At 35.0% G+C, this 14171-nt stretch carries 17 protein-coding genes; 14 read left to right on the forward strand and 3 right to left on the reverse strand.

The window, feature by feature from the left end:
• Positions 1-417: 417 nt before the first annotated feature.
• Positions 418-741: a single-stranded DNA-binding protein gene (locus tag OZP12_RS01350; RefSeq protein WP_281227260.1), complete on the reverse strand. Its 324-nt coding sequence runs from the start codon at positions 739-741 to the stop codon at positions 418-420.
• A 235-nt stretch (positions 742-976) separates the two neighbouring features.
• On the opposite strand from OZP12_RS01350, the gene OZP12_RS01355 reads away from it, so the two are divergent.
• The 11 genes from OZP12_RS01355 to OZP12_RS01405 all read left to right on the forward strand — a co-directional run bounded on the left by OZP12_RS01355 (position 977) and on the right by OZP12_RS01405 (position 8676).
• Complete coding sequence (locus OZP12_RS01355) at positions 977-1330, forward strand: hypothetical protein (protein ID WP_281227261.1); 354 nt, start codon at positions 977-979, stop codon at positions 1328-1330.
• 52 nt (positions 1331-1382) lie between these two features.
• Entirely contained in the window at positions 1383-1778 is a 396-nt protein-coding gene (locus OZP12_RS01360) for a VOC family protein (protein ID WP_281227262.1), read from the forward strand.
• Positions 1779-1819: 41 nt separating this feature from the next.
• The gene (locus OZP12_RS01365; RefSeq protein ID WP_281227263.1) at positions 1820-2119 is read left to right on the forward strand and encodes a nucleotidyltransferase family protein; all 300 of its coding nucleotides are present in this window, start codon (positions 1820-1822) and stop codon (positions 2117-2119) included.
• Between the two features lie 12 nt (positions 2120-2131).
• Entirely contained in the window at positions 2132-2461 is a 330-nt protein-coding gene (locus OZP12_RS01370; protein ID WP_281227264.1) for a HepT-like ribonuclease domain-containing protein, read from the forward strand.
• A gap of 111 nt (positions 2462-2572) precedes the next feature.
• Positions 2573-2893, forward strand: coding sequence for an ArsR/SmtB family transcription factor (locus tag OZP12_RS01375; RefSeq protein ID WP_281227265.1), 321 nt, complete (start codon positions 2573-2575; stop codon positions 2891-2893).
• Positions 2890-3390, forward strand: coding sequence for an SRPBCC family protein (locus OZP12_RS01380; RefSeq protein WP_281227266.1), 501 nt, complete (start codon positions 2890-2892; stop codon positions 3388-3390). Before OZP12_RS01375 ends, OZP12_RS01380 begins: the two co-directional genes overlap by 4 nt.
• Positions 3391-3600: 210 nt before the next feature.
• Positions 3601-4362, forward strand: a complete 762-nt coding sequence (locus OZP12_RS01385) for a class I SAM-dependent methyltransferase (RefSeq protein WP_281227267.1) — start codon at positions 3601-3603, stop codon at positions 4360-4362.
• A 36-nt stretch (positions 4363-4398) separates the two neighbouring features.
• The gene (locus OZP12_RS01390) at positions 4399-4788 is read left to right on the forward strand and encodes a hypothetical protein (protein ID WP_281227268.1); all 390 of its coding nucleotides are present in this window, start codon (positions 4399-4401) and stop codon (positions 4786-4788) included.
• A gap of 140 nt (positions 4789-4928) precedes the next feature.
• The gene (locus tag OZP12_RS01395; RefSeq protein WP_281227269.1) at positions 4929-5573 is read left to right on the forward strand and encodes a hypothetical protein; all 645 of its coding nucleotides are present in this window, start codon (positions 4929-4931) and stop codon (positions 5571-5573) included.
• Positions 5574-5906: 333 nt separating this feature from the next.
• Positions 5907-6260 (forward strand): hypothetical protein, encoded by a 354-nt coding sequence (locus OZP12_RS01400; protein WP_281227270.1) that lies wholly within the window; start codon positions 5907-5909, stop codon positions 6258-6260.
• 22 nt (positions 6261-6282) lie between these two features.
• Entirely contained in the window at positions 6283-8676 is a 2394-nt protein-coding gene (locus OZP12_RS01405; protein ID WP_281227271.1) for a M20/M25/M40 family metallo-hydrolase, read from the forward strand.
• A gap of 61 nt (positions 8677-8737) precedes the next feature.
• Here OZP12_RS01405 and OZP12_RS01410 read toward each other — a convergent pair whose 3' ends face one another.
• A complete protein-coding gene (locus OZP12_RS01410; protein WP_281227272.1) occupies positions 8738-9133 on the reverse strand; it encodes a rhodanese-like domain-containing protein in 396 nt (131 codons plus the stop codon).
• A 146-nt stretch (positions 9134-9279) separates the two neighbouring features.
• Here OZP12_RS01410 and OZP12_RS01415 point away from each other — a divergent pair, with 146 nt between their 5' ends.
• From OZP12_RS01415 to OZP12_RS01425, 3 genes are read left to right on the forward strand one after another with little or no spacing between them, the layout of a single operon-like run.
• Positions 9280-10170 (forward strand): LysR family transcriptional regulator, encoded by an 891-nt coding sequence (locus OZP12_RS01415; RefSeq protein ID WP_281227273.1) that lies wholly within the window; start codon positions 9280-9282, stop codon positions 10168-10170.
• Positions 10167-10616, forward strand: a complete 450-nt coding sequence (locus OZP12_RS01420; protein WP_281227274.1) for a GNAT family N-acetyltransferase — start codon at positions 10167-10169, stop codon at positions 10614-10616. The genes OZP12_RS01415 and OZP12_RS01420 overlap by 4 nt, the downstream gene beginning before the upstream one ends.
• 14 nt (positions 10617-10630) lie before the next feature.
• Positions 10631-11494 (forward strand): SDR family oxidoreductase, encoded by an 864-nt coding sequence (locus OZP12_RS01425; RefSeq protein WP_281227275.1) that lies wholly within the window; start codon positions 10631-10633, stop codon positions 11492-11494.
• Positions 11495-11501: 7 nt separating this feature from the next.
• On the opposite strand, the gene OZP12_RS01430 is transcribed toward OZP12_RS01425, so the two are convergent.
• Positions 11502-13838, reverse strand: a complete 2337-nt coding sequence (locus OZP12_RS01430) for a CHASE domain-containing protein (protein ID WP_281227276.1) — start codon at positions 13836-13838, stop codon at positions 11502-11504.
• Positions 13839-14171 lie beyond the last annotated feature (333 nt).

The following is a 14171-nucleotide window of genomic DNA, read 5'->3' on the forward strand; positions in this document are numbered from 1 at the left end:
TAAAAAAATAAAAGTGGCCGAAAACTGCAAGTCTAGTTGTTGTGAAAAATACAAGAAAGGCGAAAAGAAACGTTGCAGCCGTTGCCCTATGTTTGATTTGCTAAAAAAATCGGCTTAGTTTTCTGCGATGAAAACTGTTTAATAATTATAAAATCCCTGTTGGTTTATAATGAACCGTCGCAATAGTTAATTTTAATAGTAATTGAAAAAGAGTTCCGTAAATGCGGAACTCTTTTTTTTAATTGCTTCAAAAAAACTTAAATCTTACATCAGTTCTAGAAAATTTGAAATGCAATAGCTTTCCAAATTGTATCGAAAATGTCGTTAGCTCAAGTGTTCCCAATACTATTTTCAGAAAAAGCTATTCGCATTTTCTGAAAATCAACTCGAACTGACGTTGACTCTGGAATCAAAAGGCTACTTCCCTAACAACATAATTTCACTGGCTACCACTTCAGTGATATAACGTTTTTCACCATTCTTGTCCTCATAACTTCTGTGTGTCAATTTTCCTTCGATACCTATTTGTTTTCCTTTGGTTACGAATTTCTCGATGATTTCGGCGGTTTTTCCCCAAGCCACAACTGTGTGCCATTCGGTTTGTTCTACTCGCTCCCCTTTGTCGTTTTTGTAATAGTCCTTTGTAGCAATAGTCAAATTAGCGACTTTTTTTCCGCTTTCTAAAGATTTGATGATTGGATCATTCCCTGTGTTTCCGATTAATTGTACTCTGTTTTGCATGGCGTGTAAAATTTAAATGTTAGCGTATACTTTTATTAATATTGTCATTTACAATTATTATTGTTGTTGACATGGCAAAGATGCAACAGCCGGCAAAAGTTATTCGGTTGGTAACTGTTTACTTTCGGTTGTAAGTATTTGTAAACGTTTGTAAATGAAAATTACAGTGATTTTAAATATATTTGACATTATCAGAATCCTATTTCCTAAATCTTAATTCTTATCTTTTTAAAACATGGAGCAAAATCAAAAATTGAATAACATAACTAACAAAAAACTATTTCTTGTTTTCATTATTTTACTTGTATTAAATTCAATTTGTCTAATCAATCTTGCTGGAAAAAACGGTGCTCATAATTTAGATGGATCCTATAGTGAAGCAAATAGTACTGAATTGATAGCAAATGTATTGTTAGGCATTACACTCGCCATACCATTTGTTCTGGCACTTTTATCAGCAGCAATTAACATTTTCGTGAACAAAAAACAATCTTATAGAAAACGCTTTATCAAAACATATTTAGTTACGTTACTAATAGTTTATGCATTTTTTCTAATTCGTTATTCAATGCTAATATTTTCAAATTAAATCCATAATAATTTCACTACCTTAGTTAACAATCTTTTCAAAAATTAAAATTATGAAAACCAAAATGATATGGGCTAATCTGTCTTCAAGTGATCTAGAAAAAACCGCGAAGTTTTATACTGATTTGGGTTTCAAAGAAAACTGTCAACGAACAGAAGAATTGGTAAGTATGGTTTTTGCAGAGAACAATTTTGTGATTAACTTCTTCGCAACCAAACGATTTGAATCTGCTTTAAAAGGTAAAATAACCAATACAAAAAACGAAAATGAGATTATCTTTTCCCTATCAGCCGAAAGCAGAGAGGATGTTGACCGTTGGTTTGAAAAAGTGAAACAAGTCGGAGGAACAATTTTTTCTAATCCTGAAAACTTTGAGGTAGGCTATACTTTTGGTTTTGCCGATCCTGATGGGCATAAATTCAATTTTCTCTATTGGCCGGGGATGTAATCTTTTCAGAAAAAAGAACTTTTTTGCTTAAATTTGCTATTATGAGAATAGTTGATAGAAACATAGAAGATTTAAAAAAACTTTGTGTGATTTACAATGTGGAAAAAATGTATCTATTTGGTTCCGCTTTAAATTCTAACTTCAACAGAAAAAGTGACATCGACCTACTCGTAAAATTCAAAACCATCGAACTATCAAAATATTTTGATAATTACATTAATTTCAAGGAAAAATTAGAAGCTTTGTTTGGACGTGAAGTTGACTTGGTTGAAGAACAAACCCTTAAAAATCCAATATTAATCAACTCAATCAATAAATCAAAAGAGCTAATTTATGGATGAAAGAATTCTAAAATGCTTTTTGATATTAAACTATCAATTGATGAAATTGATAGTTTTTTCAGCAATGAAGAAAAAGACTTTTCAAAGTATAAAAATAACTTAATGCTCAAAAGAGCAGTTGAAAGAAATCTGGAAATTATTGGCGAAGCCGTCAACAGAATCATTACTCGTGATACTTCATTCACCGAAAGAATTTCCAATGCAAAGGCAATTATTGGATTAAGAAACCAAGTAATTCATGCTTATGATAACATTTCGGATGAAAACATTTGGTCTATTCTAATTAATCACCTTCCTAAATTAAAATTTGAAGTTGCAGAATTAATTAGACCAAAAGAATAAACAAAACACTCAACATCAAATCATTAAAACAAAAAAGTTTTAAAATATTTGCGAAACCGAAAAGCTGCATATATATTTGCAACTGATTGGTTTCGTAATTAAAAGATATTTATGAGAAGAGACATTTTTCAAGCCATAGCCGATCCGACAAGAAGAGCTATTATCGCATTAATCGCATTGCAGGCAATGACGCCCAATGCAATTGCTGAAAACTTCAACACAACCCGACAAGCGATTTCAAAACACTTACGAATTCTAACGGAATGTGATTTAGTAAAACAAGTGCAGCAAGGAAGAGAAATCTATTATTCGCTTGAAATCAACAAAATGAAAGAAATAGACGAGTGGTTAGAACAATATCGAAAAATTTGGGAGATCCGATTTGACCAACTCGATGACGTATTATCAACAATTAAAAAGAATAAAAAATGAACAACAATTTGCTATTTGATTTTACCGTTGACAAAACAACCAAAACGGTAATCATACACCGAGAATTTGATGCCGAACTTTCGCTGGTATGGGATGCTTTTACCACAAAAGAACTTCTGGATCAATGGGTCGCTCCAAAACCTTGGACATCCAAAACAAAATACATGGATTTCAAAGTTGGCGGAAAACGCTTTTATGCAATGGTTAGCCCGGAAGGACAAGAACATTGGTCTATTCAGGAATATATTTCTATTAGTCCGAAGACCAATTTTAAAATGCACAACGCTTTTGCGGACAAAGACGAAAATCCTCAATTACCTGGTTCCGAATGGGATTACAATTTCAGCGAAGAAAACGGGAAGACAATAGTCAGTATTTCTATTTACAATGAATCTCTCGAACGTATGGAAAGAATGATTGAAATGGGCTTCAAAGAAGGATTTACAATGTCTATTGACAACTTAGAAAAATTATTGGAAACATTGTCAAAAAAATGATTTCGATCCAAAAGCTAAAACACAACCTCGCTCTCCTAATTAAAATCAGGGATTAAGCGGGGTTTGTTTTTATTTACTTTTTAGCTTTTGCAATAAAAGAATTCATTTTGTAGCCAAAATCCAATATATTTACGTTTCCGTTAAAGCTTCAAGCTTTTTAACGATCTAACACTGAAATTACAACAAATAACTTCTCAATCTTTAGCTGCTATGGACACAAAAGAGCATAACCAAAACATCGTTGACCAATTTTCGAAACAAGCCATTCCGTTTACAAAACTGCCTGGGCATTTGGACGCTATTCAAATGCTGATTGAAATGGCGGGACTGACCAATGCTGACAATGTTTTGGATATTGCCTGCGGACCGGGTCTCGTACTTTGCGAATTTGCCAAAACAGCTAAAGAAGCGGTTGGGATTGACATAACCGAACAAATGCTGGCTCAGGCCAAAATCAGGCAGAATTCTCTTGAATTGAACAATATAACCTGGACATTGGGTGATGTAACGAATCTCCCTTTTGAAACCGATTCTTTTTCACTTGTAATCACTCGATATAGTTTTCATCATTTCTTAGATCCCGAAAAAGTACTTTCGGAAATGTATCGTGTGTGCAAACCCGGCGGACGCATATTAATTGCCGATTTGGCTCTCCCTGCCGATAAAATAGATGCTTTTAACGCAATGGAAAAGCTAAGAGACAGTTCGCACACAAAAGCGTTAACATTTGAGCAATTTGACGATCTTCTTCAAAAATTCAATCTAAAAAACCTAAAGACGACAAATTACGAAGTACACATAGAGCTCGAAAAACAGCTTAAAGCCTCCTTTCCCGAAGAAGGCGACGAAGAGAAAATCAGACAACTTTTCGCAAGAGATATAACAACGAATGAACTTGGCGTAAACTCACGTATTATCGATGGTGAAACACACTATTCCTATCCTATTTCAATATTTGTGGGAGAAAAGTAAAACTCTTTTAACAGTAAAAAATCAATTAAAGTAACGATGAAAATTCTATACAAGAAAAGACGACTAAATTATAATCTAACATTTGGAATATTTTGGCTAGTTCTAAGTTTACTAAAGATTTTTAACCAAGAAAAATTCTCATGGTTTGATTGGGGTTTCTTAATGTTATCATTTTTATATCTTGGAATTTATTCCTACGAAAAAAAGAATCAATACCTAACTATAGAAAATGGAATGATTTCAATAAATAAGCTGTTTCCTAATAGAATAAGACTTACCGAGATAAAACAAATTAAAAAATTTGCCGGAGATTACATCTTGAAAACAGATAAAGCCGCACTAACTATTAATACCCAGTTTATTGATGAGAACTCTCTAAAAGAATTGAATACAGAATTGGAAAAACTAAATATAGAATGGAATTAAAACCTGTTTAATCAGAAAAAAAACCTCTTTCACATACTTATGAAAGAGGTTTCTTTTTTAACCCTTTCAACAAAAAAGAGTCATTTTGTAGCCAAAATCGAATATATTTACGTTGTTAAAGTAATTTAAATCAATAAACTTTGAAATACTATATTTTACTGCTAGTAACATTTATATCAACTTTTAGTTGTACTCAAGAGAAAGAATGTCTTATTGCTCAAAATGTATCACTAGATAATTTTTTTGGTGGAAAAGAGACATTAACATTAAAAAATGACTCTTCATTTTCTTTTACATCTGTTCCTAACAATAAAAGTTTTGGAAAAGGGTCAATTATTTCAGGAAAATATAAACTATTTAATGACACAATATATCTAAAAATCAAAAAACTGTCAACAAAAATAATTCTCGCAGGAGATCAAATTGAATTGCTTCCACTAAATGCAAAAATTAAAATATTGAAGAATAATTTATCAATAAAGAATAGTTATCAGTTTAAAATACCGAAAGATTTCACAGTTTTTACCTATACTGAGTCGCTAAAAAATTATTTTGATTATCCTGTAAAAGCAACAAAAATATCTCTACATGATTTTGAAAAACTTGAATCAATAATTCAAAAACAAATAAGTTTAAACATTACTAAATTTAGAAAACACAAATCTCAATCTGATTATTTTAAACAATGTATCTTCATTATAAATGCGAATAATGAAAAAGAAGTTTGGCTACAAGGTATATCAAAAAAATCTTCATTAAGGAATCTTGGAAAAACCATATCATAGATGTAAATGATGGAGGCGAATATTATTTCATCTTACAAATGAATTTAACAACCGGTAAAATATACTATTTCTCTCCTCATGGTTTAGCATAAAAGTCATTATAGAAAATCAAGCAAAGTTCTGTAAAATCAAACAAATGAAAAAACCATAATTCCTAATTAGCCCCGATTGAAACGGCATCCTTTTCCTTTTTTTCTTTAAAAAGGAAAAGATACAGTGGAAAGCGGAAACCCATGCCGGCAAATGAAGCCCACCCGAACGAAGAGAACAGGCGAAGCAAATCATTCGCTCCTGAAAAATAAAATAATTTCAAATATTAATTGTTATAAATAGATGAAGAACTGCATTGAATGTGGAGAGCCTTTTGTGGGGCGTGAAGACAAAAAGTTTTGTAGTGACGGCTGTAGAAATGCCTATAACAACAAAATAAATAAGGACAGCACTAATTATATGCGTAATATCAATAACAAATTGCGCAAAAATTACCGAATTTTGTCGGAGCTAAATGTGAATCCAGACGGAAAGTCCAAAACAACCCGAATGAAGTTGATGAGCAAGGGTTTTGATTTTGAGTTTTTCACCAATATTTTGAATACCAAATCGGGGAATACCTACTATTTCCTATATGACCAGGGCTATATGGTTTTGGACAATGATTATTATATGCTAGTTAAAAAAGATATTTAATACCACGAAAAGATCCCCAATTATGAAAAAGAATTATTCCTCCCTTATAAGCGTTGTCATCATCTTCGCGATTTTGGGATTGTTGTTTACTTTCCTAATACCAACTTGGTCACGCGATGAGGACAATAAAATAACGGAGTTTTCGACTAAAAGGGCTTTAGAACATGTCCATGCGATTGCCAAACAACCTCATTATGTAGGAACCCAAAACCACGAAGTGGTAGGCGGATACATTATTAGGGAACTCAAAAAAATTGGGTTAACTGCAACCGTTCAGGAAGGTTATACACTAACAGATTGGGGAAATTTGGTGAAATCCAAAAACATAATGTGCCGCATAAAAGGCTCTAAAGAGGGCAAAGCTTTGCTCCTGCTCTCTCATTATGACAGCGCACCACATTCTTTTTCGCGTGGCGCTAGCGACGATGCCTCGGGTGTGGCGACAATATTGGAAGGCATTCGCGCTTTTTTGAATGCAAAAACCAAACATCAAAACGATATTATTATTCTGTTTACCGATGCTGAGGAACTGGGCTTGAATGGTGCCGCGCTTTTTGTAACCGAACACCAATGGGCAAAAGAAGTGGGACTGGTCTTGAATTTTGAAGCCCGCGGTTCATCGGGACCAAGTTATATGCTGATGGAAACCAACAAAGGAAACTCAGGTTTAGTTTCAGCATTTTCTAAGGCCGGTGTACATTATGCGGTTTCAAATTCCCTGATGTACAGCATTTACAAAATGTTACCAAATGATACTGATTTAACCGTTTTTAGAGAACAATGCGACATTCAAGGTTTCAACTTTGCTTTTATCGACGGGCATTTTAATTACCATACACAACAGGACGATGTAGCACATTTGGACAAAAATTCACTGAAACACCAAGGCTCCTATTTGATGCCTTTACTAAATTATTTCTCGAATACCGATTTGAACGTTACGCATGCAACTACAGACGATGTTTATTTTACGATTCCGTTTGCATTTATCAGCTATCCTTTTGACTGGGTGATGCCGATGACCTTGATTGCCGCTGGTCTTTTAATTGTTTTGGTATTTCTCGCCAAAGCCAAAAGAATGGTGAAACTAGGAGAAATCATGAAAGGTTTTTTCCCGTTCTTGGGTTCTCTGGTTGTTAGCGGACTAATCACTTATTATGGTTGGAAAGCATTATTGCTCTTAAACCCACAATACAATGACTTGCTCAATGGTTTTACCTACAACGGACACGATTATATTGCAGCATTTGTATTGCTCAGCCTTTCGGTCTCTTTTTTCTTTTATAATGTTGCCTCCAAGCCAAAAGTAACAATGAACCATTATGTCGTTCCACTGATTTTTTGGATTGTTTTAAATGGTTTCCTTGCCAATAGCTTACGCGGTGCCGGGTTCCTGATTATTCCGGTTTATTTCGGTTTGATTGCCTTTGCTGTTTTTGTTTTTAGTCAAAAGTCCAATTGGATTGTAAACCTAATCTGTGCCATTCCGGCTTTGTTAATTGTCGCTCCATTTATCGAAATGTTTCCGGTAGGTTTGGGATTGAAAATATTGTTTGGTAGTGCAATTTTGACTGTTCTGACTTTTGCATTATTGCTACCTGTTTTTGGGGCTTTCGCCAAAAAAAGAAGCTGGTCCATCTTGTTCTTATTAATTGCTATTCTCTTTTTTGCAAAAGCGCAATTCCATTCGGGTTATAATTCAGACGAAGCAAAATCCAATAGTTTGGTTTATTTGTATAATGCTGATACCAATAAGGCGCATTGGTTAACTTATGACACCAATCTGGATTCCTGGACAAAAGGCTATTTGGGTGAAAACCCAAAAGGCGCAAAAAATTTCAATAATTTGAAGTTGTTCAGCAAATACAATTCGGAGTTTACCTATGCCACCGAAGCACCAATCAAAAACATTGCAAAACCAACTATTTCATTCCTTACTGACAGTGTGGTAGGTTTTAAACGCTATTTGAAAATACAAATTACTCCAAATCGCAAGGTGAATCGCTATGATATTTTTGCCAATGAAGCTATGAACATTTACAATTTTAAAGCTAACGGCGTTTCTACTTTGGGTAAGGAAGGAAACGAATTGGAAAGAAATGGTAAAAAAATATTGAGCTATTATGTAGTTGACAACGAACCTTTGGTATTGCAATTTACGATAAACAAAGCGACCACTTTCGACATGAATCTAATGGAAAGTTCGTTTGATTTAATGTCAAATCCCCTGTTTTCAATGACGCCAAGAGAAGACTGGATGATGCCAACTCCTTTTATACTTAATGATGCGGTTGTTATTACCGAAAAAATAAAACCAAGTCCGAAAGTTGCTGCTCCAATAGTAAATCCAATAGTTCCAAAACCGGTAGTCGCGGATAGTTTAAACGTAGTGAAAGACAGTTTAAAGGTGAAGTAAAATAATTCAATCGAGACGCGACAGGTTTTAAAAACCTGTCGCGTCTAAAATTTAAATACCATCAACAAGCGCACTCAAACTTCAATCCTTCTTTATTTCCGTTGCTTCCCTCTGTAGCGTAGCCATCAAATTTCCACCATTCGATTCCGCCGATTAATTCTTTTACTTTGAATCCTAGTCTAGCCATATTCAGCGCGCCTTTGGTAGAAGCATTACAGCCGATTCCGTCACAATAAGTCACATACAAAATGTCTTTATCCAAATGGGCAGTGGTTTCAGGGTTCATTTCGCGATGCGGAATGTTAATCGCATTCGGGATATGCTCTGCCTCAAACCCGAATGCTTTTCGGGCATCGAGAGCGATTACCTTTTCTCCGTTATCCAAAGCATCAAACAAATCGGATGGATCCATTTCAAACGCCAGTTTATTTTCATAAAATTTTATTTGCTCTTCCATTTATGTAGTTTTTAGATTGGTTAATGATTCCAAAATTAGGGCAACTGATTTTCAAATAAAAACGAAAAGAATTCATCGATCGCATTAATTATTTTCATACCAATCCAAGCAGAAATTTTGTTCCTTTGTTAAAATAATTTTCAAAAATGGAAATCAGACATCTCAAATTGATTAAGGCAATTATCGAAGAAGGAAGCATCACAAAGGCGATTGATAAACTGCATTTAACACAATCTGCCTTGAGCCACCAACTGAAAGAAGCCGAATATCAATTGGGTACCAAACTGTTTTTGAGAACCAACAAAAAACTGATTCCTACCAAAGCCGGCGAGAAAGTTTATGGAATTGCAAATGAAATCCTCGACAAACTTTCGGAAACGGAGCTTCAAATTAAAGAGATGGTTTTCGGGGAATTTGGCGAAATCCGTATCAGCACCGAATGTTTTTCCAGTTACCATTGGTTGCCTTCCGTTTTAAAACAATTCCACCATTTATATCCAAACATCGAATTGAAAATTATCACTGAAGCCACCCATTATCCGTTACAAAAACTATTGGATAATGTGATTGACATCGGAATTGTAAGTGACCAAATCAAAGATGATAGAATAAAATATATTGAACTCTTTCAGGACGAAGTGATGATGGCTGTTTCCGAAAACCACCCTTGGACCAATAAAAAATATGTGGTTGCCGAAGATTTTGCCAATGAACATTTAATTATTCATTCCCTTCCGTTGGAAACCGTTACTGTCCATCAAATGGTTTTGGCTCCAGCCCAAGTTACACCAAAAAAAATAACGCCCCTGCCCCTCACCGAAGCCTCCATCGAAATGGTCAAAGCCGATATGGGCGTGATGTCGATGGCCAAATGGGCGTTGCAGCCTTATTTAAAAAACGGCGATGTCAAAGCCGTAAAAATTGGCAAAAACGGTCTGAAAAGAAAACATTTCATCGCCATTAGATCCGAAAAACAATATCCGGATTATTTCAACCAATTCATTGGTTTTTTACTTAACGAAATCAATCTGCAATGAACTACCTGATACGGGATTGCCACCCAGAAGATATAATCAGACTAGTTGATTTGTGCCTAAAACACGCCGAATACGAAAGAGCCTCTTTTAATCCGGTTGGAAAAGAAGAGAAACTCAAAAACGCTTTGTTTGGAGAAAGCCCAAAATTATTCTGTCTAATTGCGGAAATCAGCGGAACAATCGTTGGCTATGCGAGTTATACCTTTGATTTTTCAACTTGGGACGCCGCCACTTTTATGTACATGGATTGTCTGTATCTCGAGGAAGATGCCCGTGGTTTTGGCATTGGTGAAGCTCTGATCGAAAAATTGAAACAAATTGCAACGGACAAAAACTGCATCAATATTCAATGGCAAACACCTGAATTCAACAAAAGGGCGATTAAATTTTACCGTCGCATTGGCGGGATAGGAAAAGACAAAGTGCGGTTTTTTATAGATTTATAATTAAAAAAATAAAAATGAAACAAATAAGCATATTGGGTTGTGGCTGGCTGGGTTTACCTTTGGCGAAAGCCTTATTGGCAAATGGATTTTCCGTGAAAGGTTCGACCACGTCCGAAAGCAAACTTTCAGTATTAAAATCAGCGGGGATTGAACCTTTTTTGTTAAACCTCACCCCAACCCTCTCTAGCGGAGAGAGAGCCGAAATTGGAAATACTATCGAAAATTTCCTCAACGGAAGCGAGACTTTGGTTATCGACATCCCTCCCAAATTGAATAGAAAAAACAATGATACAACTGTTGCGGATGACCCTTCATCTTTGCTCAGGATGATATTTGTCGAAAAAATAAAAACCCTGATTCCACATCTTGAAAAATCGGCTGTGAAGAATGTGCTTTTTGTGAGTTCCACTTCTGTTTATGGCGAAGTCAATGGAACAATCACCGAAGAAACCCTTCCAAAACCCGATACCGAAAGCGGAAAACAGTTATTGGAAGTTGAAAAACTGCTGCAAAGCAATTCCGATTTCAAAACTACCATTCTGCGTTTTGGAGGACTCATTGGCGAAGACCGAAATCCGATTAAATTTTTGGCCGGAAAAGAAAACCTCGAAAATCCCGAAACGCCTATTAATTTTATACATCTAGAAGATTGCATTGGCATCATCCTAAAAATAATAACCGCTGATTCTTGGAACGAAATCTACAACGGCGTTAGTCCTTTTCATCCTACGAGGGAAGCTTATTATTCGCAAAAAGCAACCGAATTAGGATTGCCAATCCCTCGCTTTGCCCATTCCAAACCTTCTGTGAACAGGCTGATTTTGGGTGACAAAACGGAAAGGGTTTTGGGTTATAAGTTTATAAAAGCAAATTTATAAAGCAATACTAATTCAGCTTTTGCAGTTTACCAAAATAAAGCTGCAATAATTTTGATAATTCGTCTTTTTTGATTGGTTTAGAAATGTACCCGTTGCAACCAGCCTCTATTGTTTTTTCTTTATCTCCTTCCAAAGCAAAAGCAGTTTGTGCCAAAATAATTACTTTTTCGTTGAATTTCCTTATTTCCTTTGTAGCTTCATATCCATTCATTTGAGGCATTTGCATATCCATTAAAATTAAATCGATATCTGGGTTGTTTCGGTAAATTTCAACTGCTTCCAAACCCGTTTGTACCATTAATATTTCTCTACTATATGAGTTTAAAACTTTTGTAATAAGCATTCTCGATATTTTGTCGTCCTCGGCAACAAGGATTTTTAACTTTGCGATCTCGCTATCAAACGGATTGGCCAACACATTGATTGGCACAAAACTATTTTCTTCGAATTTGGCTATACAGGGAAATGTAAAGTAAAAGATGGAACCTTTTTCGGGTTCACTTTCCACCCAAATTTTACCGCCGAGTAATTCCACATAGGCTTTTGCAATGGACAAACCCAAGCCCGCACCTTGTCTTGCCATTTTATCATTGAAATGAGCTTGGATAAAACGCTCAAATATAGCATCCTGACTCTCTTTCGGGATTCCTATTCCTGTATCTTTCACAAAGAACTCAATATGGCCATCCTTCTTTTCATACCCAAATTCTATTGTTCCTTTGGTAGTAAACTTGATGGCATTTTTGACAAGGTTGATAAGAATGGCAAAAAGCTTTTCCCGATCTGTACTTATTATTATTTCATCCTCGGCCGAAGGTTTTTTCAATAGGAGCTGTACTCCCTTTTCTTCAGCTTCAGGATTAAAAAAGGTTTGTATGTACTGCAATTGTTCATCTATATTTGTTTCCGAAAAAACGGCATTCATCTGCCCCGCCTCAATTTTTGAAATATCGACGATGTCATTGATAATGTTTAGCAAACGGGCACCACTTTTTTCAATAATATCAATATAGTTCTTTTGTTCCTCACTGTTTAGATTGGCTTTTTTCAGTAATTCGGCAAAACCCATTATTCCATTCATGGGAGTTCTTATTTCATGGCTCATATTGGCGAGAAAAGCCGATTTTAGTCGGTCGCTTTCTTCTGCTTTTATTTTGGCTTTCTCTAATTCTACGTTTGTTTCTTTTAGTTTTTCTTTGGAAGAAATTAACTTTTTGTAATTTTTTTCAAGTGAATCATTCATCCTTTCGTACTCCTTGTTTTTGTTGGACAAGTCCAAACTTAACCGCGCCGCAATAGTTTTTGCCCGCAGTTTGGTAATCAGTAAGGAGTAGGATAATGCAAATAACAGCAAACAGATTATGAAACCACCAATTGCTATCATCATTGCTTTCTCCGAAAACAAAAACGGACTTCTCATTGGTTCCGAAAATACCAATGTCCATTTTTTGTGATCGAAAAAAATAGATAGTCTTCTAGTTTTAATATTTGAATTTCTACTGCTTTTTATTCTGTTTTTATGACTGTCAAATAAAAGTGATTTTTGCGCTATTGTCCCATCGTCGTAAATCTTTACACGAATATCTTCGCCTTCTTCTAAATTCGATTTAGCCAAAACACTTCTCATTAAATCATCCATTCGAAAAGGACAAAAAACCCACCCCACGATTGCCGAACGTCGCTCAGCAATTGTATTTATCGGTCCATTTTTATAGACAGGAACATAGATTATAGTTCCAGCCTGAATATCTTTTTTGGTTTCCTGCCGAAGCACCACTTTACCCGACAGAACGGGCGTGTTAAAGTCGCGCGCCTGTTCCATTGCTTTGCGTCTGACCGGTTCAGTAAACATATCAAAACCTAGGGCCCTACTGTTCCTGTAATTATAGGGCTCAAGATAAACAGTGGAAGTATAAATAGTTCTAGAACCCGAAGGGTAGATGGTGTATTGCGAAAAACCTTCTTTCCGAACATCTTGAATGTGTTTCGTTAACTGTTCTTTTTTGATTATTTCGACATATCCAAAACCCTGAACTCCTTTAAAATTTTCATTCACTATTGAAAATTTGTTGAATTGTTCCCACTCTTTTCGACTGACAAATTCAGATGCCTCAAAAAAAGAAGATGCATTAATCAAAAACTGCGAGTGCAGATCAATTCGGAGGGAAATTTCTTTTTTGATTTCATTACAAGCTACTTCAAATTCTTTTTCGGACTCATATTCTTCTTCTTTATTAACATTATGAGAAACACCACAAGTTATTATAAGCCCAATAAATAAGATTACCGAAGACTTCCACAAAGGACTGAGGTTTTTTGTCGAACGGTTTTTTTTATGTCTCAAATTTGGTATGCCCATTATCTCTTCTGAAATTAAAGTAATTTATGGAAAAGTTGCTTTTTTTCTTTTGACTGTAATGTTCATTTGTATAAAAAAATCATCAATCCTTTCCTGTAAACAATAAAATTAGCAAATAAAATTCTGTTTTTATATTAATAATTTGATATTAAGTACATTTTTGTCTTTAAACAATTTAGAATAGATTTTAAGCATTAGTCACCTCCACATGAATACTTTAGGGAAACACTCTTAAAACAATAGGGATAATTTAGACAAAAAGCAGTCAATTTAGTCTTACCTTCACCTCCTTTTGACCACACTAAACCTTCTTAAGAA

The sequence above is a fragment of the Flavobacterium aquiphilum genome (genome assembly GCF_027111335.1).
Classification (GTDB): Bacteria; Bacteroidota; Bacteroidia; order Flavobacteriales; family Flavobacteriaceae; genus Flavobacterium; species Flavobacterium aquiphilum.

Bases quoted from the DNA above. Each gene is read 5' to 3' on its own strand.
- OZP12_RS01375 (WP_281227265.1), top strand. From the start codon at position 2,573: ATGAGAAGAGACATTTTTCAAGCCATAGCCGATCCGACAAGAAGAGCT.
- OZP12_RS01410 (WP_281227272.1), bottom strand. From the start codon at position 9,133: ATGGAAGAGCAAATAAAATTTTATGAAAATAAACTGGCGTTTGAAATG.
- OZP12_RS01420 (WP_281227274.1), top strand. From the start codon at position 10,167: ATGAACTACCTGATACGGGATTGCCACCCAGAAGATATAATCAGACTA.
- OZP12_RS01400 (WP_281227270.1), top strand. From the start codon at position 5,907: ATGAAGAACTGCATTGAATGTGGAGAGCCTTTTGTGGGGCGTGAAGAC.
- OZP12_RS01350 (WP_281227260.1), bottom strand. From the start codon at position 741: ATGCAAAACAGAGTACAATTAATCGGAAACACAGGGAATGATCCAATC.
- OZP12_RS01360 (WP_281227262.1), top strand. From the start codon at position 1,383: ATGAAAACCAAAATGATATGGGCTAATCTGTCTTCAAGTGATCTAGAA.
- OZP12_RS01380 (WP_281227266.1), top strand. From the start codon at position 2,890: ATGAACAACAATTTGCTATTTGATTTTACCGTTGACAAAACAACCAAA.
- OZP12_RS01370 (WP_281227264.1), top strand. From the start codon at position 2,132: ATGCTTTTTGATATTAAACTATCAATTGATGAAATTGATAGTTTTTTC.
- OZP12_RS01425 (WP_281227275.1), top strand. From the start codon at position 10,631: ATGAAACAAATAAGCATATTGGGTTGTGGCTGGCTGGGTTTACCTTTG.
- OZP12_RS01385 (WP_281227267.1), top strand. From the start codon at position 3,601: ATGGACACAAAAGAGCATAACCAAAACATCGTTGACCAATTTTCGAAA.
- OZP12_RS01355 (WP_281227261.1), top strand. From the start codon at position 977: ATGGAGCAAAATCAAAAATTGAATAACATAACTAACAAAAAACTATTT.
- OZP12_RS01365 (WP_281227263.1), top strand. From the start codon at position 1,820: ATGAGAATAGTTGATAGAAACATAGAAGATTTAAAAAAACTTTGTGTG.
- OZP12_RS01405 (WP_281227271.1), top strand. From the start codon at position 6,283: ATGAAAAAGAATTATTCCTCCCTTATAAGCGTTGTCATCATCTTCGCG.
- OZP12_RS01415 (WP_281227273.1), top strand. From the start codon at position 9,280: ATGGAAATCAGACATCTCAAATTGATTAAGGCAATTATCGAAGAAGGA.
- OZP12_RS01390 (WP_281227268.1), top strand. From the start codon at position 4,399: ATGAAAATTCTATACAAGAAAAGACGACTAAATTATAATCTAACATTT.